The organism is Rhizobium sp. NXC24, assembly GCF_002944315.1.
GTDB lineage: Bacteria > Pseudomonadota > Alphaproteobacteria > Rhizobiales > Rhizobiaceae > Rhizobium.
In genome coordinates this window covers 1-25,503 of sequence record NZ_CP024313.1, presented here as the reverse complement: position 1 = coordinate 25,503, position 25,503 = coordinate 1, and the positions used below count along the sequence as shown (strand labels likewise).

Here is a 25,503-nt window from a genome sequence, read left to right as displayed (position 1 = left end):
TGAGCATATTGTGTTTCGCAGCGGCTTGATATGGTTGGTGGAAGCGAATCGGGGAGAGACGCATGGGCCAAACGTTACGCCCAACTAAGTTTAAAGACGTCGACCTTAACGACAAATTCTTTGATAGCCTGAAAGCTCAATACAGTGAGTTTTCCAATTGGTTTAAGAAGAAGGCACAGGAGCCGGTTTACGTTATCGACGAGGAAAATGGGAACGGAATTCGGGGCTTTCTGTACATCAAGGTCGAGACCGGCAAGATCACTGACGTGCAGCCTCCCCTACCTGCCAAGAAAAGGCTCAAGGTTGGCACACTCAAGGTGAACGCCAAGGGCACTAAGCTCGGCGAGCGGATCATCAAGCGCATTTTCGACCATGCTATCCTCGAAGACGTTGCTGAAGTCTACGTTACCGTATTCGATACGCACACCTCGCTGATAAAGCTGTTCCAACGCTATGGCTTCGAGCAAAAAGGCATAAAGACGACCCCGAACGGGGAGGAGCTCGTGCTGCTGCGGTCGCTCGAAACCACGGTCGGAGACATCGTCAAGGACTATCCCTTCATGCAGACCGAAGGGAAAGCTAAATGGCTGTTGGCGATAAAGCCGGCATACCACACTGCCCTTCTGCCTGATTCCATCCTGAAAACGGAAGATCCCAACTCAGAGGAAGACGTCCCTCACACGAACACCATCCACAAGGTATACATCGCGGGCTTGATCCTCACGCGGATGAAGAAAGGCGATCTCGTCGTTTTCTATAGAACGACCGATATTTCAGGGAAGGCCTTCTACAGGTCTGTCGCAACGTCCGTTTGCGTAATCGAAGAGACCTACTCCCGCAGGGACTTTAAGGACGGCAACGAGTTCGTAGCCTTTGCGAAGGACCATAGCGTTTTCAGCGAGAAAGAGCTCCTGGATCGCTATGCGGACGGCAAGCCCCTTTATGTCGCCAAAATGACATACAACGCCGCTTTCGCGAAGCGTCCCACTCGCGGTGCTTTGATGAATGTTGTAGGCGTCAGCGAGTTTCCTCGGTGGGACCTTAGGCCTCTGACCGATGACCAATTTGCTACCATTCTTCAACTGGGTGAGGTCGATGAAAGTCTTATTGTCAATTAAGCCGGAATTTGCGGAGAAGATCTTTGAAGGCACCAAGCGCTTCGAATTTCGTAAAAGCATCTACCGTTCGAAAGACGTGAAGACGGTAGTTGTTTACGTGACGCGGCCCATCGGACAAATCATCGGCGAGTTTGACGTCGAGGAAATCCTCTGCGAGACGCCCGACGAGCTTTGGGCGCTGACCTCTGACTTCTCCGGAATATCGAAGCACTTCTTCGACGAATACTTCTCGGGGCGGACACGGAGTTTCGCCCTCGCGGTCGGAGATGTCCGCCGTTACGACAGCCCGCTCGACCCTTCCGACGTAATCGAGAACTTCACCCCACCCCAGTCCTACATGTATGTGAGCGACGAGCTCGGCCGACCTTCGACTGGTCAGCTCAGCCTGGCGGTCTGAGAAGGTCTTTAAACAAGATGAATGGCACCCTGGCGATTTGGTATGAGCCTGAGCAGGTACATGGCACTCAGCCACCGCAGGATGGCGCGCCGGAGCAGCCTCGCCTTGAAATCCACTTCAACCTGTGGCGAGACACCCCATCCAAGACGAACTTCCTGGACATGGGATTGCGCCTGTCTGACGTTCATCTGCTGAAGCGCATCTATTTTTATTTGCCCGTACCTATCGGGATCGCTCAGGTCAATGACCTAAGCGAGGTCATGACCTTCGCTCAAACGCTCGACGCCGTCTTCAACACGGTCGTGGAGATTGGAGAAGAGACAGACCTCAAATACACCACCATATCGAATGGTGAGCCTTTCGTTACGGTCCACAAGGTGGCAGTCGGTACGGATGTCAAAGTAGCCCCCGTGGAAGACGGTATCAAGGGGCCAGGCTGCACTCTGGTCTTTACGGAGAAAATTTGCCAACGCCTGCGATCTGCTGGCAAAGGAGATCAATACATTCGTCTGCGCCTGCATCTAATCGGCGCTTCCAAGAGCCTTTTTACACAGGAGATCGACGGCCAAGGTAGCATCTTTGTCAGTTCGACACAGCGACTGGAACTGACTGAACTCCGCCTCAACGAACAACGTAGCTACCCACCATCGATCAGGAAGAAGGCGCAGGCCAACCCCTTCAAAATCACCCGCGTACACTACTTTCTGATCCGGGAACTCGGACACTCCCTAATCACCCAGCATGCGCCATTGCGCAAGGTGCGGCGACTGGAAGCCAAACTCTGGGCGTCATACCTGCGCGGAAGGGCTATCTCCACTAAACAAGCAGCCGAAGAAGAGCGCCTTCTCTCTCGCTTGATGATTTATCATTGGAAAGAAGGCAGTCCCGACGATCCGATTGGAGACTTCACAGCGTTTGCCAGCTTCCAGGCCAGCACGCCTGGCCTACTTTTCTACATGATCGGCGTAGTTTTGCTGGGAGCAATCGGTGGCGTGCTCGGCAATTGGGGCGAAAAATATTGGGGCTTTGGCGGCTCCGTCGCCGTCTGGTGCGTAGTACTGGCTGCGCTTTGGCTAATTGCTTGGAGCGGTTTGTGGACCTGGCTCGAGCGAAAGGTGGCGCAACTGGTAAGACTCTCCTCGAGAGCCCTTCGGTGAATTACGAAGAATGACTTTGCCGAAATCGATCGGCCTCTAAGCCGGCGCACGGGTTATCATTCACCCAATCGTAGATGAATCTTACAGGTTTCTCATACGAGGCGAATAGTTTAAGCAAGTGATATTGGGCTCCCAGCTCCTGGGAATTAAATTTAGAACTGCGACCTCCCCAAACCCGAGGCAAGAAACCTTTCGACTCGCGCGCCGATTGCCGGAAACATGAATTTCAGAAATGGCAACGTCCCGGAATCGGGCAGAAAGCGCTCATCACCATTCAGAATCGCTTGTCGCATAGCGTGCGATCGTTTCGCCCATTTTCCCTTTTTATCCTGGGCTTTGATCAAGTCTTCGCATTCATATTCCCGAAGCGCGACGCCCATTGTCAGCGCGTGTTCTGGGTACCCATCGCAGATGCGGTGAACGACCTGGATAAGATGTTTGAAATCCCATCCCACCGGTGTCTTCTCACGCGCGCTCAAAACCCCATTCATGAGGCCGGTAATCGCGCGGTCATAGCGATCGCCGATTGGGGCGGGCACTCCGCTTGCAGAAAGCTCCCCAATAAGGTTTTGCCACGTCTCAACCTGCGACACCGTCTCGGGCGTCTTTTGATTTCGAGCGAGCCAAAACGAACAAATCCGCTGGCGCAGGTCGTCCTCGCCTCCCAGCCGGGTCGCTTCCCGCTGCCGCAGCAGCAAGTTGGCTTGGCCGGCATAATCAAATGCCCAAGCGGTTTGCTTTTCGAAATCTACTATCAGATCTCTAAAGGCGACGATCTCATCCCGCCACCGGTCCTTCAGCTTGCCAGCATTCACTTCCGGTACGCGATAGTGACAACGGACGTGGAACAAGCCTTCTCGCTCCGACAGCTGCGCCGTCTCCTCATCGACGACCAATATGTTCGAGTTATTTGAGAATAGCAGGTCGTCAGTAGTCAGACGACGATCTTCCGGATTGAAGCCCGCCATCATCCAGATCAGCAAAGCGCCCTCCTGACGATAAAAGGAACGGCGCTCGGCCACGACATCGAGAAACGTGGTTGAAAGCTGCACCTCGAAAGCGACGCGGCCGAAAACGGTCTGCGCCTGCACATCCGGCTGCCGACGGCTCCCGGGCTTCAGGCTTGAACGCCATTGCCGTTCCGTGTAGATGTCGCTGTTGGTAGGATCCGCAGCAAGGCTCCGGATAATGCGAGATTTGGCGGCTTTGTGCGCTTCGCTCTCGCGTTGTCCATGGTATTTCAGGGCTTGGATTTCTTCCCGCGACAAGGCTGATCGGGTCTTCGCTGGGCACGATCCGTCTTCGCTCTTATGGCGGAAGAAGAAGCGCTTTTCGGGCGATGACACGAGATACACAGGGGTCGGGCAGAGAGCGCAGCTGAAGCGCGGAACGCTGGACAAGTTCTCGCGGATCGAGACGCGGTCCGCGATCAAATGATCGTAGCGCCGGCCGGAAATCCACTGAACCGCGTCGAGGACTTCGCCGCTAGCAAGATCAAGGATCTCTGTGATTTCTGGATTTTGCACCGGATCGGCATAGGCCAGCGGGTCAACCGTAATGTTCCTGCGCATTCACCCGTTCCTCAGCCACCCACAAATACTGCGGAAAGCGTGCAACGAACCGAAAGGCGGGGCACGTGAAATGCGCCCGCGCCAACATCAATTGCTTGCAATCTTAGCACGAATTGAGCTTATAGTGCTTCGCATGGGGGCACAAATCTTGGAAATTCCAAAGAAGATTACGGCGATAAATATCTCCGTGTTGGAGACCCTGAAACTTCTCGACGAAGAGTTTCTGGAAGTCGCGGTTGGCGTTGCGAAAGCCGAATACGCGCTCTGGTTGGGGTCGGGAATTTCGAGGGAAAGAGTGGCTGACCTGCGCGTGGTCGCGAGACGCGTGCTGGATTACCTGTCAGCTAATGCAAGAGGTGAAACCGGCGACGGAACATACAAACGCGCACTGGACAAAGCGCTAGGCCTCGCTTTGACCCCTGGCGAAAAAGCTGCGGTTGATCAGGAGGCAGATCCGACAACTTGGGCAAATATAGACATCATTGTTGAGCGCCTCGTCGGCAAATACGCACTACTACTCGACATACGAATACAGGGACATCCATCGGACCATTTGGTGTGGGACATCGTCGATGTCCGAGGAACTTACGCTGACGATAACCTCGAGCCGGACTGTGAGCATACAGCGGTTGCAGTATTGGTTCTGGAGGGTGTGTTTCCGAAAGTCGCATCGGCCAACTGGGACGGCTTGGTAGAAAAAGCGGTGGCGACCCTGTCCGATGGCAATGAAACGTTGGTTGCCGTGCTGGTGAGAGCGGAAGATATCCCGGGCGCAGGCGGGCGAGCCCTACTTCATAAATTTCATGGATGCGCCATCCAGGCTAAGCGCCAGGAAGCGCAGTATCGCGAGTACATCGTAGGTCGGGACCAGCAGATTACGGATTGGCCGAACGATCCAAAATTCGCGCTCATGAAAAATCAGCTGGAAGGACTGAGCGTCACGCACCGTACTCTGATGATTGGCCTTTCGGCCCAGGATTCCAACATCAAGGACATATTTTCGGTCGACCGCGCGATGCTGAAGCGCGGCTGGCCTTCGCATCCACCCGCTTATGTATTTGCGGGCGATGAGCTCGGCGCCGAGCAGGGGACTATGCTCAAGAGCGTCTATCAGGACGATTATGACGATCGCCAGTTCGAAATCGAAAAAGCGGCAAAAATCCCTGCTTACGGAAAACCACTTCTGACGGCATTGGTTCTGAGCGTGCTGGGTCAGAAGTTTGCTAAGTTGATCGAGCTCGTCGATGCATCACAATTGGCCGCGGGGGAGCGGGCGAAGATCATAGAGGGAGTCATCGGCGCGAGAGATCGGGTCGCATCCAAGGCGGGTGACACCAGCGACGACAAGCGAGCGTTCATGAACGCGCTGGTCGCCGGGATCACACGAAACCTTTCGATTTTCCGCGGGGAGATCGGCGGCCTAGCCAAAGGCATCTACGGCCCGGTTGGGGTGCTGCCTATTGGGCAAATGGCCAACGATCCTTATGTCCAGATGTCGAACATGCCGGAACTGGGAGTGTTTCTCGGGATCGCTGGTCGAGCGACGGAAGTGGACGGATGGCAAATCACACCGGTCACCGGCGATGCGAACATGGGTAGCTTCTCAATTTCCGGCGCGGCTGGAAAGCAGCAGAAAATGTTCGTAGTCTCGAACAATGAAACGCTGTCGAAGCTTATTGGCGAAGGCGTCATAAATGAAACCGATAGCGACACAATCGTCGCCGTTTGTTCCGCCCGCATTGCTCGCCGACAAACGAGCCCGTCGTCACGGTTTGGGCGGGGCGATGCGGAAAGCAGCTATCGCGAGTTCAGCTTCAAAGAGCTTATAGTCAATGCCACGAGTACCGACGAGATATTGGCGAGGCTCAAGGAAGAGGCAACGCTATGACACCCACTACACTGGCACCCGTTGAGCAGATTGTCGCGATCCTCGAAGGCTCGAAAGCATTTCGGCGCGTGCCCGCTCCTCTAAAGATCGGAAACGTCCCTTTTGAGTTCTCCGCTGTTCTGATCGGGCAGGACAAGAATCCAGACCTCGTAATCGTCATCGATACTATTGCTGAGGATATTCAGCGCACACGTCAGAAAATTGGCGGACTCGGGCGGGCTCTGGATGTGGTTGGTTCCCGACGACCGGTTACCGCAATCCTCACGGGTCCGCGGCCAGCCGAAAGCGCCCTCGAGTCAATTTCGAAAGTCTGTCGCGTTCTACCAGTTGGCACTCCGACTGGTACGAAGGACGACGAGCTGCTGCGTGATTGGCTTTCCGTACTTTTGCCATTGCCAATAGCTCCGCAGACAGGGATAGCCGCCGATCCTCTCGGGGAAATGATCCAGCTCCTACCCGCGTCTATAGATCCCCAGTTAAGAAAATCGGTCGTTGAAGCGTCTCCACGCGGAGCTGCCGCTGTCAAATTTGAGTTGAAACGGCAACTAACGGCACCTTTCAACACCGCCGAAAAGAAACTTGAAACCGATGAGGGTGACCAATGAGCAGCCTCGACGATGTCCATCGCCTGTCCATCACTGACTTCCGAAGCATCTCGGGGACAATTCGAGTTCCACTCGATGCACCTATCATCCTGATCCATGGCCCCAACGGAACCGGAAAGACTAGTGTCCTGTCGGCCCTCGAGCTCGCTCTGACTGGCAACGTCAGGTCGATGAGAGAAGACGATGCGAATTTTGCGCGGCATGTGGTTCACGAAGGGGCTCAACACGCCAAGGTCGTTATCGAAGGACCTCTTGGTCCCGTGGATGATCGTGGCAGCTTTATGATCGAGAACGGCCGCATCGCCGGCACACCGTACCTTGACGGCGACGATGGCAAATTTTTCAGCGAGCGGTGCTATCTTGCGCAATCGATGCTCGGCCGCCTTCTCGACATCTATCAGAAATCGAAAGTCGAGGATGGCGAGAGTGCCCTGACTCAATTTGTGAAAGATCTGCTCGGCCTGAGCCAGCTCGATGCCCTAATCGATGGTCTTCACGACGCGGGACATAAAGCTCGGACAAAAAATCTAGTGCCGGAATATCGAGCTTTTGAGAGCCGGATCGAGCGAACAGACCAGGAAATTGCACTACTTAGGGCCGAACTTGCGACCCAGGATAAAACTCGCACCGAAGAGCTTGGAAAAGTTCATGCCGCATTGAATGAACTGTTACCCGATGAACCCTCAGATGGGTTCGACCTCGAAAACCTAACCGCCCTGCTTGGCAACGTGGGTACCGAAGGCGTTGCCGTGGAGGCAACCCGTCGTCTGAACGATCTCCGGTCGCTCACAAGTGCCTGGTCGAAGCTACCAAGCGATTCAGGATCTCAAGAGCGCGCCCAGGTAGAAGCGAACGAACAAACGGCGCGAGAGGCCGCAAACGACTGGCGAACCACGACGGGCGCCGAATTGGAGGAACTGATCGTCTCTCTCCGCGTCCACTTTCCGGACCTGCCCTCCTGGTCTTCGACCGACCCGATGACCGCCGCCGAGGAAGCTGAGAGGCGGATCGCAAACGAACTAGCCCGTATTGAGACGCTTCTGGAAAACGACGAAGCGGCAAAAAAGAAAGAATACGAACTCAGCGACAACATCGCGAAGGAGGAAGCGCGGGGGCTGCTCGTCGACTCCCAGATTTCAGGACTTGCGCAGGACGCCGGTCAGTTCGCGAGCGCCCTTGCAACGCTTCTACCTCATATTCACACCGACGATTGCCCCGTGTGTGGGCGGGATTTCTCACAGGTATCACCGGATGAACGTCTGTCTCTTCATGTACAAAAAAGTATCGCGAAGCTAACTGACGACGCAGCCCGCTTAACGGCCCTCGCGTCGGAAAAGACCACATCAACAAGCCGCGTTGCTCAGCTTCGGCGCGAACTCGCTTCTGAGACTGCCAAACGGATTTCCGACGAGCTAAGATTGGACTGGATAAACGCACAGGCCGACTTCGCTGAAGGCAAGGTCACATTGGCCAGGCTGTGGCAGCCGGCAATAAACGGCACTATCCTTCTTGCCGACGAGGCTGAACTGAAGGGTCGGCTGGCAAGTTTTCGCGAAAGGGATCGCGGGGCATCGGAGCTTTTAGATGCTGCCATTCGCATGGCCGGGGAAATGGCACGAAGCGATCTCGCCCGAGAACCCTTTCACATTATAGTCTCCGCACTAACAGCCCAGGCCGAGATTGAAGTCGAACAGGCAACTTCTCTTCAGGCGCACCGCGGGACCGCCATACAGTCGGCTCTTACAGTTATCTCGATCGACAAGCGTCGAAAACAAGCAGCGGCAAATCTTGAAAAGGCGCGAGAGACGCGCGCGGTCCTAGTGGGGGCGGTGGCCGAACTGGAGAAGTTGAAAGGGCAAGCAAAGACCATCGCCGATACTGCGCAGGAAGCTCGAACCAAGATCGTTAGACGCGTTTTCAACGAGTCGCTCAACACGCTCTGGCGAGACCTATTTGTACGTCTTGCCCCTACCGAGCCATTTGTTCCAGCCTTCAAGGTACCCGGCTCGGATTCCAAGGATTTCGCCAAACTCGAAACCGTGCATCGGAATGGCAAGAAGGGTGGAACGCCAGGATCGATGTTGAGTGCCGGAAATCTGAACACGGCGGCATTAACGCTGTTTCTCGCACTCCATTTCTCCGTTGGCGCGAGAATTCCGTGGCTTGTACTTGATGATCCGGTTCAGAATATGGACGAGGTTCACGTCGCGCAGTTTGCAGCGCTGCTGCGAACGATTTCGCGCGCTCATGGAACGAAGGTGGTTATCGCCGTTCATGAGCGGACGTTGTTCGATTATCTCAAGCTAGAGCTCAGTCCTTCGTTCGAGAAAGACAGGCTCCTTGCAGTCGAACTTCGTAGGACGGCCGGCGAACCTACTACGGTCGATCCCGACCTTCTCACATACTTGGTGGACGCCGTCGCGGCATAAGACATTGCCGTGGCACGAAGTTTGCGCTTAAAGGCGCTCCCCGTAGTGTCATCCTTCGACCTGGTCCGCGAGGGTTGTCGGTCGCGGCGGCTCTAACACTAAGAGCAGGCACAAGCACAGGTCAGCCGGCTCCGACTCGGGACAGCTGACCCGCCTAGAGATGTTTCAGACCGTGGCCACCAGACTCATCGCGTTCGTCGACGATCTCAGATTACGCCCCACGCCCGAAACCTCCCCCTCCCCGTCATCTCCCTAAGGCCGAGTTCCAAAACGATCCGCCGCGCCGCCTGCGGCGTGACGTCGAGCGTTTTCCCCACCATGCCGGCCGAAACCAGTGGCTTTGCTATCACAAGCTCAACCAGCTCCGGCAATTTTGACGACGTTCGCCGCCCCTTGAGCTTCCGCTCGAACATTTTTCGCGCCAGCGCCAGCCGGTCATGTTCCTTCGTGCCGATCTCGGCGGCCGCCAACAATCCCTGTGCGATGGCCAGCAGTCGCGTCTCCCGGTCGCGATGCCTGCGCCGATCCACCGGAATGGTTTTCAGGCCCAGATTGATGGCGGCGAGGTGGACGCCGGTGGTGATGCCGGCCTGACGCAGCATTGAGGCACATAATAGCCGGCCGAGCCAGGGGGCGTGCTGCAGCACGGAAAGCTCGTTCCAGGCGTCGAGAGCGACGATGGCCTGTAGCACGACCGGCAGTTCATCGGCTTGGCGCAGCACGCCGCGCCATTCGTCGAGGCGCGCGTCTTCGTCCCAATCGAGATCATAGACGAGAGGATCTCGTTCGCGGGTATCAGTAACGCGCCCGGGTCGCTTTGCCTCCTCAATCACAGCCTCGGATCGCGCGAGCACCGCGTCGATGGCGGCATAATCGACGCCGGGAAGCCCTTCGGCTTCGTCGCTGCTTTTCCCCTCCCCTTCCGCATGCACAGCGATGGCGGGCCGGATGACGCCGGTCGGCTCCCCCACCTCGGCGCCGATCGCCCCCGTGTCCGACGTCTGTCGCAATATCCGAATACCCTCTGCGGAAAGCGCCCAGCCGGGCGACTGGCCCGCGATGCGTCGGCGGGTGCGCAGGACGTCGCGGGCGATTGTCAGCTCATGGGTCGGTGTGCGAACATCCTTCGTGGCGTCGTGCAGGACGAGGTCTTCGAGGTGGACGAGTTCGCCGTCAATCCACAGCGAGGCGCAGGCATCGGCGAAGTGCATGCGTTCGATCCAGCCTGCGCCGACCGGTGAGCGGGCAATGCGCTCGTCGAGACGCGTCAATGCGACGGCCGCGTCGAAAGCGGGCCCCATCAAATTTAAAATGCCAGTTTTTGCGAGATCGTAAGCCATTGAAATTATGGTAAACGATTTCCTAAAAGAACTCTATATGACTATTATGGTTCCTCACATGGTACGATTGCTAGATGGCGTTCTAACCATCGATAAGGATCAAGTATCGATAGTGATGGATTTGGCGGCGCAAACTCGGTATGTCAGTCATTGAGGATGGGCGGAAAGCCTGCAAATCCAGGCTTTTTGCGGCTTCTTCGTTGAGGATCGGTGGAAAATTCTGCCCGATTGAGCGGAAATGACACGCGCCAACCGGGCGAGCGCCTCCCCTCCCCCGACCGCCTATTAGCGCCAACGCTTGCCCAAAATGACAAGTCCAGCTTGGTTCCCCTCCGAAACAGCCGATTTCACGGCATTTCCGCCATGGATGCCCGCTGGCGCACTTTTAGGAGTCGCGATGAGTTGACCCCTAGCTCACACGAGAAAACGCGCTGAATGGCGTTCTATTTGAGCCATAAAACACGCTTGCAAACCACCCTTTTCTCAGACATTCATTGTCTGTACAAACACTATCAAAAACGAGCCAAAACTGATGCCCCAGGTTGCAAACGCCAGTTCGCCTCCCCAGCCGCAGCGATTGATCGGCTACGCGCGGGTATCGACAGACGATCAGCTGAATGACGCCCAGGTCGACGAGCTGCGCGCCGCCGGCTGCCATCGCATCCACCAGGAGCATGGATCCGGCATTTCACGCGCGCGACCGGTGCTCATCAAACTGCTAAAGGATCTCACCGCCGGCGAAGTGCTGGTCGTCGTTCGCCTCGACCGCCTGGCCCGATCGGTCAGCCATCTGCTGCAAGTGATCGAAGACCTCGAAGGGCGTGGGGTGCATTTTCGCTCGCTGCGCGATCCGATCGACACATCGACGCCGCAGGGCATGTTCTCGCTGCAGGTGCTCGGCGCCGTCGCCCAGCTTGAGCGCGCTCTGATCGCCGAACGAACCAAAGCCGGCATGAAGGCCGCGAAGGCGCGCGGCAGGCTTGCCGGCAATCCCGGTTTGCGCGAGCGCCGGCCGGAAGCGATCAAGGCGGTGTCGCAAGCACGCGAAAAACTCTATCTCGACGAACTGATTTCGTCAGCACAGACTTGGTTACCCATGGTGAGGCAACTGCGTCCGCAGCATAGTTGGGACAATGTCGTCCGCGTTCTTAATCGCCGCGGCCACGACTGGACTGTTGAGCGGCTCCGACGCGCGGTGCATCGGATGGTTCGTGAGAAGCTTGCAGAGCCAGAGCTGCTGGTCCGCTCTCCGCGCCGCGCGCCAGAGGACCATTTAATGAAACTTGTCGCCGCGATCACCATCGCCGATCCCAGTCTGTCGCTTCGCAATATCGCTGCGCAACTCGATCAAATGGGGGAACGACCCGCGCGTGGCGGCAGAAGGTGGCAACCCTCGTCTATCAGAGCGCTATTGGACGAGGCGCAGCGCTTTGGCCTCCTTCGTTCTTAAATACTCGGTGTATTTTCAAACTAGGCGATTGCCCCATTCTCCCTACTTGGGAGATAAACGGCAGCCGTCGACGCCCTCGGACGCCTCCATGAGACGTTTGGCGCGATAAGGGTGTTGCGCCAAAAGCCATGAGCATCGTCGAGGACAGGGCGGTAGGCCTGTGCTCTCGATGATCAACGTGAGTTTCGGTTATGGTTGATGCCCCAGTCTGACTGTCATGTTGGGGTGACGCTCGCTCAAGGCCTTCAAGGCGAGCAGACTCTTTTGTTCCTTTGCCCGGTCGAACGTATAGGTTCCCGGTTCGACGCCGTGGTCCCAGCCCCAGCGTGTGTGGCAGGCGTCACCGGTCAAAAGAACCGGACCGTCAGCTGTGCGGGCCACGAACGAAACATGGCCGGCAGTATGCCCGGGAGTTAAGATGGAGAAGAGCGTTTCGTCACCGAAAACATCGATCACCCCGTCGAATTTTTCATTGGGATCCTTGGCGAATTGAAATTCCTGAATGGCGGGCCTGCCTTCAAAGAACTTGTTTTCCATCCCCTGGACGAAGACGTTCTGCAACTGTTTGGTATTGGCCTCGCCAAAGCCGGTATAGAAGGGTATGTCGAGCGGAATATCCGGCATGCCGGAAACATGATCGAAATGAAGATGCGTCATGAAAACGCCCTTGAGCGGAACGCCCTTCGACTGGACGGCAGACAGGGGTTCGTTGCGAACCTTCATCCGGTCAAGTTTCGCGAACTTCCGGATCACCAGGCCCACTCCGACCCCCTTTGGATCCTGCACGAAGCGCTTTGAGACGCCGGTATCGATCATGAATGCGCCGTGGACCGGATGCCGCAGAAGATGTGTATAAATCTCTATCGATTCCTCCCGATCCTTCAGACCGGCCTTGATGGCGGTGGGGTGCTTGAGATTGAGCAATCCGGAAAGAGGAGCCACCCAATCCGCGCTGGGGATGGTCTCAACCTCGATTGGCCCAGGCTTGTCGATCAAAGCCTCCATGGCGGACGAACTGATCGACCGCCCCAGATTTGCGGCCTTTGTTTGATGCTTGGTCTGCATAAAGCATGCGATGCACATAGTGATCTCCTGTTGATATTAATCGCTCTCGACGCGAATTGCTGGCGGCGGCTATTCTTCGACCTTGACGACGATCTTCCCGATCTGGTCGTTGGAATCCATGAAGCGGTGCGCTTCGACGATCTGGTCCAATGCGAAGATCTTTGCGACCTTCGGCTTCAACGCGCCTGTGCTGAGGTGCCTGAAAATATAGTCCTTCGCCTTCCGCAACGCCTCGGCGTCGTGGAAGAGCTCCGGGAAGGCCCAGCCTCTTAGCGTGAGGGCTTTCGACAAGGCCGACCAAACCGGAAACGGCGTGGGGCTTCGGTCCAGCAGCCCGTAGGCGAAGTAGATCCCCTTGTAGGCGGCGCTCTGAGCCAGAACCTCGATACCGCTTCCCAGAACAGGGTCGAAAATGATCCGCGCGCCTGTGCCGCCGGTGATCTCCGCGGCGCGTTTGACGACGTCCTCGTCGTCGCTGACGACCACGTGGTCGTAGCCCAGAGCCAGAAGATCGGCCTTCTTCGTCGCGGTTCGCGTGATGCCGATGGCTGTGCCACCCTCGGCCTTCACGATCTCCATCGCGGCAAGCGCGGTGCTGCTGCTGGCCGCCGGAAGCATGACGAAATCGCCGGGACCGACATTGGCGATATGAACCAGGGCGCCGTAGGCGGTGAGGTACTGCATCCAGACGGATGCGCCCTCCTCCGGCGTGAGCGTGTCCGGATAGGTGCCGAGCGCGGTGACGGGCACGACCGCGACTTCACCGTAGACGCCGTAGTGGCTGAAGCTGAAATTGGGGATGGTGTTGACGGTCTTGCCGATCAGGCTTTCGTCCACGCCGGGGCCGACGGCCTCGACCACGCCGGCGGCCTCGTAGCCGAGCTTTGCCGGAAACTGGGGCTGAAGGATGTAGTGCCCCTGGCGGAAGAGCGCTTCCGCCCGATTCAGGGCGAACGCCTTGATGCGAAGGCGGACCTCATCCTTTCCGGGTTCCGGGATCGGCAAGGCTTCGACCTGGAGAACCTCCGGGCCTCCAAGCTTATGGAACTGTACTATTTTTGCTACTTTGGACACTAGCTTCTCCTGACGGGTTGCATCTGGCAATGTCACGACACTGTTTGGGGGGATTGTGAGCTTCCATTCGGGAGTCACGAGACGATTGAGATCAGCGCCTAACGGGCACTGAGGGGATCACCAGGGCAGCGCGCCCTGTACATTCGAAAACGTGCCCGTGGGGCTATCGGGTCCAAGCAGTGCGACCCGCACCGGTTCACGCGCCGCGTCCTCGACGGAGCCGCCATACTCGCTCATGTCCGTGGCGGTGAGACCGGGACAGACGGCGTGGACCGTGATGTTGGTGCCTTGAAGTTCAATCGCGAGCGCTTGCGTGATGGCATTCAAGGCGCTCTTCGACGCCGTGTAAGTGCCGGCGTATTGGCGAAGCGGGTTGGAACTTTCGCTGTTCAGCGTCAGCGAACCGGTTGCGCTGGATATGTTGACGATTTTTGCCGCGGATGCTTCCCTCAGAAGCGGCAGCATCGCCTGCGTCACGGCCACGACGCCGAACACGTTGGTCGCGAACACCGTCTTCAGTTCCTCCAGATCGACGATAGACAAGCGCGTTTCCGCGATAATCTGGGCATTGTTTCGGCTGGGATTACCGCCGTGGCCGACGCCCGCGTTATTCACGAGAACATCGAGCCGGCCATAGGTTCGGCGAATCTGCCTCTCCGCCTGGGCGATCGAGCTTTCATCAGTGACATCAAGCTGGATGGTCCGGGCGTCGGAGCCAACACTGTCAATGACGTCCTCGCCGGCCTCAAAGCGGCGCGACCCTATAAGTACGGTGAAGCCCTGCTGCGCCAGATCTTTCGCGATCTGGAGGCCAATCCCCTTGTTTGCGCCGATGACGAGCGCGACGGGTTTGTTGTGCATGTCTGGTTCTTCCTTTGGACTTGGCAAAAACGACCCTTCATGCCATATACGGAACGATCGTCCGTTTACTCATATACGGAATCAGATTCCGTTTATCAAGGGGTAGAATTTGTCCGAGGATACGAAATGGACCAGTGAGGCTGGAAAACAGGTGGTAGGCAGGCGCCGGCGAGCCGATGCGCAGCGCAACATTGGCTCGCTGATTCAGACCGCGTCAGAGGTGTTTGCCGATTCGGGACTGGACGTACCGATACGCGAAATCGCGGACAGGGCTGGCGTCGGCGTCGGCACGCTTTACCGCCATTTTCCGACGCGTTCCGATCTTGTCGTGGCCGTCTTCCGTAAAGAGGTCGATGAATCCGTTGAGGCAGCGTCGACGCTGGCTGCTAAGCACCCACCGGGTGAGGCGCTCGAGCGTTGGGTCGAGCACTATGTAGAGTTCATAGCAGCGCATCGTGGGCTCGCGGCCGCCTTCAATTCCGGCGATCAAGCTCTTGAAGGGCTCCCGGCCTACTTTCTGGAACGCCTTGGCCCGCTGGTTCAGAATCTGCTGGATGCAGCAGTCGTCGAGGGTCAAATACGACCTGGGGTGCAGGCGCATGAACTCCTGCACGGTGTTGGAATGTTGTGCGTGCCACCTACTTGCGGCGAGCCGACTGATCCGCAGCGAATGGTGGGCTTATTCATGGACGGATTGCGCTACGCCGCTAGCAAGGCTGGCAACCCTACGAAAATCTCATCGAGAAAATAGTGTCTGAGTTAGAAGATAGGCAGGAGCGCCTCATTTGCTTTTGAGTGCCTGGTTCATGAGGCGACCAAGCTTCCTATCGCGCAAGCCTCCTTTCATGGTGGAAATCGCCTTCCAATCCTGGCTGGCCAAGATCCGTCTGGCCAAACGTTGATACTCGACGTCTGATCGAAGCCCGAGCTTTGGGACTGTCTCGAAAACCTCAACAGTATTGAGTATTTCGACGGGTAGCGACAATGGATTACGCTTTCGGTCGGCAAATGCTTGCTTGAGGAAAGAGGGTGGCGGTCCTAACCATTGCCTTGCCTGCGCCAGATCAAGCAACTGCGCTGCAGCTACGAAGGTCGCGATGCGCCATGACAACGACAGCCGGGCGAGCGGATTGTTGCAGGCGGTGAAAACAGGAACGCGTCCAAAGGGAAGTTTCAGGTCAAGCCACGCGATGAACGGCTTTCCGTTTGCCTGCGACGGCGACCATAAGGTGTCGATCGCAGCTGTTATCTCATTCAGCGCGACGCTACCTCCTCTCCTCACGACAGCAGCGTCTATCGCGGCGGTCAGCACGAGCAGGAAATCCGTCTTGGCCGGCTCTTCGATTCTCGCTTGCCCGCCCGATACAATGGTCGAGCAGTCTCCGCAGACGAGTCTCGCCCGTTCCTCGATACCGCCGAAGCGGAATCGGCCACGCGCGAAACAGCGGCTGCACCAATCTTGCAGCATCCGACGATGCTTGCGGCAAGCTACAGCCTCGATGTGGGACCATTCTCGGCGACAATAATGATCTCGATCCACCGACACGTCCTCATCCAGGCAATCCGGGCAAATCCCGCGCTCCCGACGGTCGGCAACATACCAGTCGATCGTTCTTGCCAACCGGCTCAGCATCATTGCTTCGACATCGGCGATCTTTAATCTGGCGGTCCGCGCCCACGATTTGAGGACCGTTGGATTCGGACGAAAATCCCGCAAGTCGAAGCTGCTGGAATTCGGCGACCTATCCTGATGCCCTAACCAATGTTCGATGTCGGCCGGCGTGCATCCGTAGCGACAAGCTACTCTGGCCTGCCACGAGGAAATTAGTTCGTCCGCGTAAGGCCGCGGTGCGATCGGCAGGAGGGGGATTGACCTCACCGCGCCGACCGCCGCTGGAGGGAGCTCTCCGAACGCCGAACCATAGAGACGAGCGGCAACACAAGGTCCTCGCGGCTGAAGCTGTCTGCGGTGATACATTCCCTGCCGTTGTGAATAGCATCGGCAGCGACGGTCTCCATCAACCGAAATATGCGCACCGTCACGCCATCCGTGAGGTCGAGAACCCGCCGACGAACTGCCGGAGATGTCACGGCCGATGGCTGCCGTAGCGGAAAAATGGATGCCAGGCTCGAAAGAAGCTGCGTCAGCCGCGGATCGTTCGACCAACGCTCAAGATGAAATGCTTCGAACCGTTCGGCAAGCTGCGGGTCGGTAAGCAGAGCTTGCCGTGCAAGATCGGTGCCCGCACAGATCAACGGCACCTTGAGATCATTGGCGAGAAAGCGGATCACATTGAGAAAAATCCGCTGCTGGCGAAACGTACCGGTCAGCATCGCGTGGATCTCGTCGATAACAAGCATTCGCACGCCCATCCTGCGCATCAGGTTACGACAGACCGCTTTGAGGCGGAATGCCGCGTCGCTGCTTGGCCCGGGCGCGCCGAGCGCATTCAAGAGCTCGCCATAGACATCCCGCTCCAGCGGTTCCGCGGGCATCTGCATCGCCACGACCGGCATGACGGTTTCGCCAGTGCCTCTGTTGAACGTCGCCGGATGATCGCGAAGAAACTTGCGGATGATTTTTGTCTTTCCCATGCCGGTGTCGCCATACAAGAGGAGGCAAGGCATGCGATCTAGTGAAGGATAGGAAAGCAGATCCTCGAGCCGTATCAATGCCGAATTTGCCTGAGCCGTTTCCAGCCAGCGATCCGCCCGGATCCAGGCAATACGCTCATCGTCGCTCAATTCGGCATGGCTTCGATAAGCCGGCAGAAGGTGGGCATAGTCACTCAAGACCATTCCTCCACTGACAATGGTGACACGTCTATGCAGACATCGTCGTCGTCATCTGAGACCGGCAAATTGGTCGTTCGATGAGAGGCTGCCAACCCACGCTCTGCCCGTTCGGTATGGCGACGCATGGATTTGGTCTGCTGGACAGCACTCTCCATAAGCCTTCTCTGCTCCGCGATGGTTTGGAAAATTAGGTGCTCATCAACAGCGCTGGCGCCCCGCGCTCTTAGAGCAGCACGGGCCAGGCGGTGTTCACCGAGCGTAATCGGCGGACGATCGAGCGCTGCAAAGCGCACCGGCCATATCGATCCGTCTGCTTGCTCCAAGTAAACACAGGAAAGATCGCGGGGATCATACTTGACCCGCAGTTGGCGGGATGATCGCCCTGCGAAAGGGCTTAGAACGTCATCCCAATAGCGAATTGCGAACAGATGCAGGCCATCCCTGCGGATACAGCGCTCCTCATAGGGCAGAAAATCGAGCAAGAATCGCTCCGGATCATGCGGCACGCGCACGGGGTGCGAACGGGCGGCCATCGCATCGTCCCAGGCTGTTCGCGGGGGAAGCAGCAAGGCACTATGAACGTCAGCATGGTAGCGGCCGACGATCTGCAGGGCCAACCATCGCTCCAATTCGTCCAGTGTCATTGCTGCGTGCTTCTGCGGATCGTAAGCGCCTCGCTTGGCAATGCTGCTCGACGTGGATCCCGGAAGCAGGTGCACGGCGCCCATCATGGTTCCGATCAGCCGTTCGATATGTCCGCCGTAGTGCGGCCGCGCTACAGGCCTGTACATGAGCTCGATCCCGTGCTCAGCGGCGCCCCTGACGAGAGCCTTGCCATGGAATTCTGCTCCGTTGTCGAGATGAATGACGTCGGGCAGTCCAAAAACCGGCCACTCGGTATCAATACCCATCGCCAGCAGCCGAGGTGCTTTCGGCATCACCACGTTCTGGATTGCCAGGGCGACCGATGTCGATGAGGGCCTCTCCAGGCTGAGATAGAAGCCAGCTACCATTCGGCTGGCAATATCGATCGCCAGCGTCAGCCAGGGCCGCTGCAGCGGCTTGCGGCCAACAGCATCAACGACGAACACGTCCACCAGCGTGTGATCGATCTGAACGATCTGGAGGGCGTAGTCGGCGTTATAGTCTTGCACGACAATGCCGAATTTTTCTGCTGCCGCCTTCGCGCCCTCCCTCCAACGCATCAGCATCTTGGGATCGATGCAATCGACCCGTGCCCTCACCGCCGTCCACGATGGCGCACGAACACCCCGCTCATGGCAAACTTGCCGTACCCGATCATGAAGATCGGTGATCGTCGGCCGCTCACGCTTGCGGTAGGTATCGCGAATTGCCGCCTGAATGATCCCTTCGATGTCCGGCGACAACAGCGTTCTGCCCTTGGAAGGTCCCGATATAGCATCCAGCAGCGAGCTCGTGACCGGCGATGCGCGATACTGGTTCAGCAGCTCGTAGAAACGCGTTTGCCCCAACTTCAGCTCTCGGCATGCCCTGCCCACATGCGCGGCTGAAAGGCGAGGCAACAGAGCCAAGGGACGAATAACCTTCTCACGTGACACAGCCCTCAGCCAGGCTGCCTCCTCAACGCTCAACTTGTCTGGCTTCCGGCTCATCAGCGCTCACCTTACATCGAGCTGCAAATCAGGCTAAAATTCCGCCGAACCTACTCAAGTTCACTCAATTAGAATGAGCGATTATTATTACGCGACAAAGACATATGATCCGCTCGTTTAAAAAGACGGACACGTTAAAGTCGGAGCAAATCACAGCGCCTGAGTCCCCATGCTAGAGCCGAAAACCCTGCCCTCCCCCGCCGATCCGGTGCTGGCACGCGCCGAGGAGCTGGATGTGCTCGACGCCATCCTGCCCTTTGCCCGGCGCGATCAGCTCGCCACCCTGCTGACGGACGAGGACGTCGCCACCCTCAAGCATCTGGCCAAGGAAGGCATGGGCGAAAACACCTTACGGGCGCTTGCCTCCGATCTCGGCTATCTGGAGGCCTGGTGCGAACTCGCGACTGGGTTCCCCCTTCCCTGGCCGGCGCCGGAAAGCCTGCTGTTGAAATTTGTCGCCCACCATCTCTGGGATCCCGTCGAACGCGCCGATGATCCAAGCCACGGCATGCCGGCCGAGATCGAGACGGGATTGCGCGCTCAGGGGTTGCTGCGCGCCCACGGTCCGCATGCGCCCGACACGGTGCGCCGGCGCCTGACCTCCTGGTCGATCCTGACGCGCTGGCGCGGCCTGAGGGGCTCGTTTTCTGCCCCCTCCCTGAAGACCGCATTGCGGCTCGCTGTGCGGGCCGGTGGACGGCCAAGGCAGCGTAAAAGCAAAAGATCGGTTACCGGGGATGTGCTGGCAAAGCTGCTGGCTGCCTGTTCCAACGATCGCCTGGTCGATAGTCGAGATCGCGCCTTGTTGCTGACGGCCTTCGCCTCCGGCGGCCGCCGGCGCTCCGAGATCGCCAGCCTTCGGATCGAGGATCTGGTTGACGAGGAACCGGTGCATGCCGATCCGAAAAATCCCGCCTCCCCTCTCCTGCCGTGTCTCACCATCAACCTCGGCCGTACCAAGACGACGGCGGCCGAGGACAGGGCGCATGTCATTCTGATCGGCCGACCGGTCGAGGCGTTGAAGCGCTGGATCGGCGAGGCCAAGATCGAGAGCGGACCGGTGTTCCGGCGCATCGACCAATGGGGCAATGTCGACCGGCGGGCGCTGACGCCGCAATCGGTTAATCTGATCGTCAAGAGCCGCTGCAAGCAGGCAGGTCTGGATCCGGAAATGTTTTCGGCGCATGGGCTGCGCTCCGGCTACCTGACGGAAGCCGCCAATCGTGGCGTGCCCCTGCAAGAAGCGATGCAGCAGTCCTTGCATAAGTCGGTAGCCCAGGCCGCAAGCTATTACAACAACGCCGAGCGGAAGAACGGCCGGGCGGCGCGATTGATGATGTAGCGGCGGCATCAAGGTTTCCCCGAGAAGACTCACCTGAGTTTTTCCTTGCAATTCTGGAATTCAACTCCATAACTACAAGGATGATCGACCGTCGAATATCATCCGAACTGAACGAACTGCTAGACACCAGCCCGGCTGTCGCACTCATCGGCCCGCGTCAGGTTGGTAAAACGACATTGGCACTCTCCATAGCCGACCATCGCCCATCGATCTATCTCGACCTGGAATCAGATGCTGATCGCGCCAAACTCGCCGAGCCGGAACTATATCTCAGCCAGCATAGCGACAAGCTCATCATCTTGGACGAGGTTCACCGGCTACCTGATCTTTTCCAGAATTTGCGCGGACTTATCGATCGCGGCCGTCGAAGCGGGAGGAAAGCTGGACATTTCCTGCTGCTCGGATCCGCATCCATTGACTTGCTGAAACAGTCGGGCGAGACACTGGCTGGCCGCATCGCCTACCTTGAAATGGGGCCGGTCAATGGCATGGAGGTGCCGGCTGACGAGCTGAATACGCTCTGGCTGCGAGGTGGTTTCCCGGATAGCCTGCTCGCCGCGAGTGATCGTGTAAGCCAGCGCTGGCGACAAGATTTTATCCGCACGTACCTCGAGCGAGATATTCCTTTGCTCGGCCCTCGTATTCCCGCCGAGACATTACGGCGCTTCTGGACTATGCTCGCGCATCGCCAATCGGGACTTCTAAACGCCGCGGAATTTGCCCGTGCACTTGGCGTCGATGGCAAGACAGTTGCGTCCTATCTCGACCTCCTGGTTGATCTGCTGCTTGTACGACGTCTGGAGCCTTGGCATGCAAACGTTGGAAAGCGTCTTGTAAAGTCACCACGAGTTTACGTTCGCGACAGTGGCATCACCCACACCCTCTTGGGGCTGACCACTCAGGAGGATCTGCTCGGTCATCCGGTCGCCGGCGCAAGTTGGGAAGGTTTTGTAATCGAGACGTTGATCGCGGCAGCCCCCGCCGGAACTGAGAGCAATTTCTATCGGACGTCCGCCGGTGCCGAAATCGATCTGCTCCTCACACCACCGGGCGGTCGTCCCTGGGCCATTGAAATCAAGCGTAGCCTGTCGCCAAAGCTCGAGAAAGGTTTCTATCTTGCGTGCGAGGACCTGAATCCGATACGGCGCGTCGTCGTTTATCCCGGACAGGAGATCTTCCCGATGAACCAGGACGTGCAAGCAATGCCACTGTCAGCGTTAGGGAGAGCTTTGGCTCACCTAGCCTAGCGAATTTGACATCCACCGGTTCGTCCAGACCGGAGGACGCAATCCAGCGCTTGTCTACCACTGGACATGAGCACCACAAGAACAGCTCTGCTGAAACGAGCTGCACCATATCCCGGCACATAAGGCGGCCAAGGCATTTTCTCTGCTTAAGAGCCCTCTTGCCTATCTACAGTTGGGAAACGCTCTGGGCGTTATTCTAGCTGGTCATAAGACACGCATTCATTATCTGTACAAACGCCATCAAAAACGAGCCAAAACTGATGCCGCAGGTTGCAAGCGCCAGCTCGCATCCACCAGGAGCATGGATCCGGCATCTCACGCGCGCGACCGGTGCTCACCAAACTGCTGAAGGATCTCACTGCCGGCGACGTGCTCGTCGTCGTTCGTCTCGATCGCCTGGCCCGATCGGTCACCCATCTGCTGCAAGTGATCGAGGACCTTGAAAAGCGCGGAGTGCATTTCCGATCGCTCCGCGATCCGATCGATACGTCGACGCCGCAGGGCATGTTTTCGCTGCAGGTGCTTGGTGCCGTCGCCCAGCTCGAGCGCGCCCTGATTGCCGAACGAACCAAAGCCGGCGTCAAGGCGGCGAAAGCCAGAGGCAGGCTTCCCGGCAATCCCGGTCTGCGCGAGCGCCGACCGGAAGCGATCAAGGCGGTGTCGCAAGCGCGCGAAAAGCTTTATATCGACGAACTGATCTCGTCGGCCCAGACCTGGCTACCGACGGTGCGGCAGTTGCGCCCGCAGCATAGCTGGGACAACGTCGTCCGCATCCTCAATCGCCGCGGTCATGATTGGACGGTCGAGCGGCTACGTCGCGCGGTGCATCGGATGGTTCGCGAGAAGCTCGCGGAGCCTGAGCTGCTGGCTCGCTCACCGCGTCACGCGCCCGAGGATCATTTGATGAAACTTGTCGCCGCGATCACCATCGCCGATCCCAGTTTGTCGCTGCGCGACATTGCCGTGCAACTGGATCAAATGGGAGAACGGCCGGTGCGTGGTGGTAGGAAGTGGCAGCCCTCTTCCGTCAGGGCGCTGTTGGACGATGCACATCGCTTCGGCTTAGTTCGTCCTTGAGTAGGTGATTGATAAGGGAGCGCCCGAGCTTTTTGCCCCGCGAGCTTCCTTGACCGGCGGAAATCTCCTTCTAATCCGTGCTTGCCACGACCTGTTCGGCCAAGCCGGCCACGGTGGATTTCCTGCCCAATGGCACAAGCGGTCCTATCATTTTCTGCCAACCACCGAGGTAGTTACAGTAGCAAAGTCGCTCTTATATCTCGGGTCGCCTGGAGGCTGCATTGGGTGCATGAGCGATAGCTCCGCTTGCTATAACTCACAACCTCCGCCATAATTGAGTTATAGGAGGAAGGGCTATAACTCATGCACTGGAATTGGACGCAACTCGGCTGGCCGCACTTCAGCTACGATCGTGAACCGCTCGAACCGCTCGAGCGGCAGTTTCTCAAGTCCTCGGGAGAGGTCATCGGGGCCGTGCGTCACTTCAATGAGGAGGACGGCAAGTCGCTGCGGATCGAGCTTTTGAGCGATGAGGCCGTGAAAACCTCAGAGATCGAGGGTGAGATGCTGGATCGGCTGAGCGTGCAGTCGTCGCTGCGTCGGCAGTTCGGCCTTGATGCCGACAACAGGGCGATCAGGCCTCAGGAACGTGGCATCGCCGAGATGATGATCCACCTCTTCGAGACGTGGTCCAAACCGCTCGACCATGAAATCCTCTTTCGATGGCATTCAATGCTTATGGCAGGCAACAGCCATCTCGCAACGATCGGTGGCTATCGGATTCACGAGGACGCGATGCAAATCGTCTCCGGCCGCTTCGACAAGCCGACCATTCACTTCGAGGCACCGCCTTCTAGGCAGGTACAGTCCGAAATGGACCGTTATGTCTCCTGGTTCAACAGATCCGGACCGGAGGGCGAAAGTCCCCTCCCCGCTCTGACGCGCGCTGGCATAAGTCACCTTTACTTCCAAAGCATCCATCCATTCGAGGATGGAAACGGCAGGATCGGCCGAGCATTGGCAGAAAAGTCGCTCGCGCAAAACATCGGGCAACCAAGCCTTATCTCGCTTGCATATACGATCGAAAAGAGCCGCAAGGCTTATTACGGAGAGCTCGAAAACAATCAGCGCAAGCTCGATATAACCGAATGGCTCATCTACTTCTCGCAAACTACCCTCGATGCGCAGCAGACGACTCTCACGCGCGTTGCGTTTTATATCCGCAAGGCAAAGTTCTATGAACGGTTCCGCGGCCAGTTCAACAAGCGCCAAGACAAGGCGATCTCCCGCATGTTCCGCGAAGGAATTGGGGGCTTCAAAGGCGGCCTGAGCGCGGAAAACTACATCTCGATTACAGGAGCGTCGCGGGCCACGGCTACTCGAGACCTTCACGATATGGTGGAGAAGGGAGCGATGAACCGCACCGGCGAACGCCGCCATACGCGTTACACCATAAACCTGCCGGAGCCAGAGCGATAGAAACAACGGGCCGGGCACGGCCTTTCGTCGCACTCTATCAAAGAGTGCGACATCACTCGCGAAAGCAGACTGGCTTGATTCTTGCTGTGGCTGTTCATTAGTTTGCTGCTTAAACTGCGAAGACTCGAGGATTGTTATGCCAACAGGCAAGGTTAAGTTCTTCAACGCCGATAAAGGTTTTGGTTTTATCACGCCGGAAAGCGGAGGAGGCGACGTTTTTGTGCATGTCACCGCCCTGCAATATGGTGATTTGCTCAGAGAGGGACAGTCCGTTTCCTACGATCTCGGTCAGGATAGAAAGAGCGGCAAATTAAAGGCGGAAAACGTCAGACCCCTCTGACGCGATTGGATCGGAGAGGCGGTAATAGGCTCAAAAGCACCTTCGGGGCCGCCTGCTCTTAAATAGCGAGATCTCGGTCTGCGCCGAAATCATCGATAAGTCACGCGCCCCGGGCGTATGTGGCACAGCGCCCCAGAAGCGCTTTTTCACCCGGTCGAATGGTGTCCCATCCAGAAGCGGAATGTCTATGAGACTAGCATGATCCTCAAACCCCATCTTGGTGATAGCAAGACCCCTGATGTTATCGGCACGTATGGTCACATGATGAATTCGAACACAAGTTCTGCGGTGTTATCCGGGTTCAGGGAAAAGAGCGCTGCCGATCTTTGGGTTCGCGCGTGCAAATGTAGCGATGTCAACAAAACGGTAGATCGCCGTACGGCTCAACGACTGAAAGCCGACAAGCAGCCGATCGTGCTCCGCAACATAAAAGCAAGCGCAAACTCACGATTAACAAACCATCGGCGAACTCGTCGGGAGAAAGCGGTTGTCTCCAGCGCCGTCGTTCCGCCGGCGCGGATGATTTCCGTTCAGAAGGCTACCCAGCTCCTCCGAATCCGAGCTTACGGCCCTTCGACTATGCATGTTCTCAGCGATCCCATTTTAGATTACTAGCTTATCGGCGATACTCGGGAGACCACAAGCGAGGACCTTACCTGCTGCGGTCTCCAAACCGCAGCAGCTTTGTGTCGC

At 57.5% G+C, this 25,503-nt stretch carries 20 protein-coding genes and 2 pseudogenes; 13 read left to right on the top strand and 9 right to left on the bottom strand.

What is annotated here, in order from left to right; translation table 11 throughout:
* Positions 1–62 precede the first annotated feature (62 nt).
* Genes NXC24_RS21850 through NXC24_RS21840 form a run of 3 tightly spaced genes read left to right on the top strand, consistent with a single transcriptional unit; the run spans position 63 to position 2,672 of the window.
* Positions 63–1,118 (top strand): EVE domain-containing protein, encoded by a 1,056-nt coding sequence (locus tag NXC24_RS21850; RefSeq protein ID WP_104825564.1) that lies wholly within the window; start codon positions 63–65, stop codon positions 1,116–1,118.
* The gene (locus tag NXC24_RS21845) at positions 1,096–1,515 is read left to right on the top strand and encodes an ASCH domain-containing protein (protein WP_104825563.1); all 420 of its coding nucleotides are present in this window, start codon (positions 1,096–1,098) and stop codon (positions 1,513–1,515) included. The genes NXC24_RS21850 and NXC24_RS21845 overlap by 23 nt, the downstream gene beginning before the upstream one ends.
* A gap of 17 nt (positions 1,516–1,532) precedes the next feature.
* A complete protein-coding gene (locus NXC24_RS21840; protein ID WP_104825562.1) occupies positions 1,533–2,672 on the top strand; it encodes a hypothetical protein in 1,140 nt (379 codons plus the stop codon).
* A 152-nt stretch (positions 2,673–2,824) separates the two neighbouring features.
* Here NXC24_RS21840 and NXC24_RS21835 read toward each other — a convergent pair whose 3' ends face one another.
* Complete coding sequence (locus NXC24_RS21835) at positions 2,825–4,243, bottom strand: DUF6035 family protein (RefSeq protein WP_158704523.1); 1,419 nt, start codon at positions 4,241–4,243, stop codon at positions 2,825–2,827.
* Between NXC24_RS21835 and NXC24_RS21830 the strand changes: the two genes are divergently transcribed.
* The 3 genes from NXC24_RS21830 to NXC24_RS21820 are packed head-to-tail and all read left to right on the top strand — an operon-like array spanning position 4,230 to position 9,165.
* Positions 4,230–6,131 (top strand): SIR2 family protein, encoded by a 1,902-nt coding sequence (locus tag NXC24_RS21830; protein WP_104825560.1) that lies wholly within the window; start codon positions 4,230–4,232, stop codon positions 6,129–6,131. The genes NXC24_RS21835 and NXC24_RS21830 overlap by 14 nt on opposite strands.
* Positions 6,128–6,736, top strand: a complete 609-nt coding sequence (locus NXC24_RS21825) for a hypothetical protein (protein WP_104825559.1) — start codon at positions 6,128–6,130, stop codon at positions 6,734–6,736. Before NXC24_RS21830 ends, NXC24_RS21825 begins: the two co-directional genes overlap by 4 nt.
* Positions 6,733–9,165 carry an AAA family ATPase gene (locus NXC24_RS21820; RefSeq protein WP_104825558.1) on the top strand — a complete coding sequence of 811 codons (2,433 nt, stop codon included), beginning with the start codon at positions 6,733–6,735 and terminating at the stop codon, positions 9,163–9,165. The genes NXC24_RS21825 and NXC24_RS21820 overlap by 4 nt, the downstream gene beginning before the upstream one ends.
* A gap of 206 nt (positions 9,166–9,371) precedes the next feature.
* On the opposite strand, the gene NXC24_RS21815 is transcribed toward NXC24_RS21820, so the two are convergent.
* Positions 9,372–10,514: an RHE_PE00001 family protein gene (locus NXC24_RS21815; protein ID WP_199773611.1), complete on the bottom strand. Its 1,143-nt coding sequence runs from the start codon at positions 10,512–10,514 to the stop codon at positions 9,372–9,374.
* 523 nt (positions 10,515–11,037) lie between these two features.
* Between NXC24_RS21815 and NXC24_RS21810 the strand changes: the two genes are divergently transcribed.
* Complete coding sequence (locus NXC24_RS21810) at positions 11,038–11,955, top strand: recombinase family protein (RefSeq protein WP_104825556.1); 918 nt, start codon at positions 11,038–11,040, stop codon at positions 11,953–11,955.
* A gap of 189 nt (positions 11,956–12,144) precedes the next feature.
* Here NXC24_RS21810 and NXC24_RS21805 read toward each other — a convergent pair whose 3' ends face one another.
* The 3 genes from NXC24_RS21805 to NXC24_RS21795 form a co-directional block, all read right to left on the bottom strand.
* On the bottom strand, positions 12,145–12,960 hold the full coding sequence (locus NXC24_RS21805; protein WP_281060694.1) for an MBL fold metallo-hydrolase: 816 nt from the start codon (positions 12,958–12,960) through the stop codon (positions 12,145–12,147).
* A gap of 129 nt (positions 12,961–13,089) precedes the next feature.
* The gene (locus NXC24_RS21800) at positions 13,090–14,094 is read right to left on the bottom strand and encodes a zinc-dependent alcohol dehydrogenase family protein (protein WP_104825554.1); all 1,005 of its coding nucleotides are present in this window, start codon (positions 14,092–14,094) and stop codon (positions 13,090–13,092) included.
* A gap of 117 nt (positions 14,095–14,211) precedes the next feature.
* The gene (locus NXC24_RS21795; RefSeq protein WP_104825553.1) at positions 14,212–14,955 is read right to left on the bottom strand and encodes an SDR family NAD(P)-dependent oxidoreductase; all 744 of its coding nucleotides are present in this window, start codon (positions 14,953–14,955) and stop codon (positions 14,212–14,214) included.
* A gap of 109 nt (positions 14,956–15,064) precedes the next feature.
* On the opposite strand from NXC24_RS21795, the gene NXC24_RS21790 reads away from it, so the two are divergent.
* Positions 15,065–15,706 carry a TetR/AcrR family transcriptional regulator gene (locus tag NXC24_RS21790; protein WP_104825552.1) on the top strand — a complete coding sequence of 214 codons (642 nt, stop codon included), beginning with the start codon at positions 15,065–15,067 and terminating at the stop codon, positions 15,704–15,706.
* Positions 15,707–15,736: 30 nt separating this feature from the next.
* Here the strand turns inward: NXC24_RS21790 and NXC24_RS21785 are convergent, their stop codons facing one another.
* The 3 genes from NXC24_RS21785 to NXC24_RS21775 are packed head-to-tail and all read right to left on the bottom strand — an operon-like array spanning position 15,737 to position 19,385.
* The gene (locus NXC24_RS21785) at positions 15,737–16,933 is read right to left on the bottom strand and encodes a TniQ family protein (protein WP_104825551.1); all 1,197 of its coding nucleotides are present in this window, start codon (positions 16,931–16,933) and stop codon (positions 15,737–15,739) included.
* Positions 16,831–17,754, bottom strand: a complete 924-nt coding sequence (locus tag NXC24_RS21780) for a TniB family NTP-binding protein (RefSeq protein WP_104825550.1) — start codon at positions 17,752–17,754, stop codon at positions 16,831–16,833. Before NXC24_RS21780 ends, NXC24_RS21785 begins: the two co-directional genes overlap by 103 nt.
* Positions 17,745–19,385 carry a Mu transposase C-terminal domain-containing protein gene (locus NXC24_RS21775; protein WP_104825549.1) on the bottom strand — a complete coding sequence of 547 codons (1,641 nt, stop codon included), beginning with the start codon at positions 19,383–19,385 and terminating at the stop codon, positions 17,745–17,747. The genes NXC24_RS21780 and NXC24_RS21775 overlap by 10 nt, the downstream gene beginning before the upstream one ends.
* Before the next feature lie 169 nt (positions 19,386–19,554).
* Between NXC24_RS21775 and NXC24_RS21770 the strand changes: the two genes are divergently transcribed.
* The 5 genes and pseudogenes from NXC24_RS21770 (at position 19,555) to NXC24_RS21750 (ending at position 24,810) form a co-directional block, all read left to right on the top strand.
* The gene (locus tag NXC24_RS21770; RefSeq protein ID WP_104825548.1) at positions 19,555–20,727 is read left to right on the top strand and encodes a site-specific integrase; all 1,173 of its coding nucleotides are present in this window, start codon (positions 19,555–19,557) and stop codon (positions 20,725–20,727) included.
* An 80-nt stretch (positions 20,728–20,807) separates the two neighbouring features.
* Positions 20,808–21,974 carry an ATP-binding protein gene (locus NXC24_RS21765; RefSeq protein ID WP_104825547.1) on the top strand — a complete coding sequence of 389 codons (1,167 nt, stop codon included), beginning with the start codon at positions 20,808–20,810 and terminating at the stop codon, positions 21,972–21,974.
* Positions 21,975–22,259: 285 nt separating this feature from the next.
* Positions 22,260–23,051 (top strand): annotated as a pseudogene (locus NXC24_RS21760) (recombinase family protein); the annotation flags it as partial.
* Between the two features lie 303 nt (positions 23,052–23,354).
* Positions 23,355–24,470: a Fic family protein gene (locus tag NXC24_RS21755; RefSeq protein WP_104825546.1), complete on the top strand. Its 1,116-nt coding sequence runs from the start codon at positions 23,355–23,357 to the stop codon at positions 24,468–24,470.
* A gap of 136 nt (positions 24,471–24,606) precedes the next feature.
* Positions 24,607–24,810, top strand: a complete 204-nt coding sequence (locus tag NXC24_RS21750; protein ID WP_104825545.1) for a cold-shock protein — start codon at positions 24,607–24,609, stop codon at positions 24,808–24,810.
* Between the two features lie 135 nt (positions 24,811–24,945).
* Here the strand turns inward: NXC24_RS21750 and NXC24_RS35795 are convergent.
* Positions 24,946–25,395: pseudogene (locus NXC24_RS35795) on the bottom strand (GNAT family N-acetyltransferase); the annotation flags it as partial.
* Positions 25,396–25,503: the final 108 nt, after the last annotated feature.

Excerpts from the sequence above, each read along its gene's own strand:
- NXC24_RS21795 (WP_104825553.1), bottom strand. The coding sequence starts at position 14,955 with ATGCACAACAAACCCGTCGCGCTCGTCATCGGCGCAAACAAGGGGATT.
- NXC24_RS21785 (WP_104825551.1), bottom strand. The coding sequence starts at position 16,933 with ATGTATCACCGCAGACAGCTTCAGCCGCGAGGACCTTGTGTTGCCGCT.
- NXC24_RS21850 (WP_104825564.1), top strand. The coding sequence starts at position 63 with ATGGGCCAAACGTTACGCCCAACTAAGTTTAAAGACGTCGACCTTAAC.
- NXC24_RS21825 (WP_104825559.1), top strand. The coding sequence starts at position 6,128 with ATGACACCCACTACACTGGCACCCGTTGAGCAGATTGTCGCGATCCTC.
- NXC24_RS21845 (WP_104825563.1), top strand. The coding sequence starts at position 1,096 with ATGAAAGTCTTATTGTCAATTAAGCCGGAATTTGCGGAGAAGATCTTT.
- NXC24_RS21805 (WP_281060694.1), bottom strand. The coding sequence starts at position 12,960 with ATGGAGGCTTTGATCGACAAGCCTGGGCCAATCGAGGTTGAGACCATC.
- NXC24_RS21810 (WP_104825556.1), top strand. The coding sequence starts at position 11,038 with ATGCCCCAGGTTGCAAACGCCAGTTCGCCTCCCCAGCCGCAGCGATTG.
- NXC24_RS21755 (WP_104825546.1), top strand. The coding sequence starts at position 23,355 with ATGCACTGGAATTGGACGCAACTCGGCTGGCCGCACTTCAGCTACGAT.
- NXC24_RS21765 (WP_104825547.1), top strand. The coding sequence starts at position 20,808 with ATGATCGACCGTCGAATATCATCCGAACTGAACGAACTGCTAGACACC.
- NXC24_RS21750 (WP_104825545.1), top strand. The coding sequence starts at position 24,607 with ATGCCAACAGGCAAGGTTAAGTTCTTCAACGCCGATAAAGGTTTTGGT.
- NXC24_RS21770 (WP_104825548.1), top strand. The coding sequence starts at position 19,555 with ATGCTAGAGCCGAAAACCCTGCCCTCCCCCGCCGATCCGGTGCTGGCA.
- NXC24_RS21775 (WP_104825549.1), bottom strand. The coding sequence starts at position 19,385 with ATGAGCCGGAAGCCAGACAAGTTGAGCGTTGAGGAGGCAGCCTGGCTG.
- NXC24_RS21820 (WP_104825558.1), top strand. The coding sequence starts at position 6,733 with ATGAGCAGCCTCGACGATGTCCATCGCCTGTCCATCACTGACTTCCGA.
- NXC24_RS21830 (WP_104825560.1), top strand. The coding sequence starts at position 4,230 with ATGTTCCTGCGCATTCACCCGTTCCTCAGCCACCCACAAATACTGCGG.
- NXC24_RS21840 (WP_104825562.1), top strand. The coding sequence starts at position 1,533 with ATGAATGGCACCCTGGCGATTTGGTATGAGCCTGAGCAGGTACATGGC.
- NXC24_RS21835 (WP_158704523.1), bottom strand. The coding sequence starts at position 4,243 with ATGCGCAGGAACATTACGGTTGACCCGCTGGCCTATGCCGATCCGGTG.
- NXC24_RS21780 (WP_104825550.1), bottom strand. The coding sequence starts at position 17,754 with ATGGTCTTGAGTGACTATGCCCACCTTCTGCCGGCTTATCGAAGCCAT.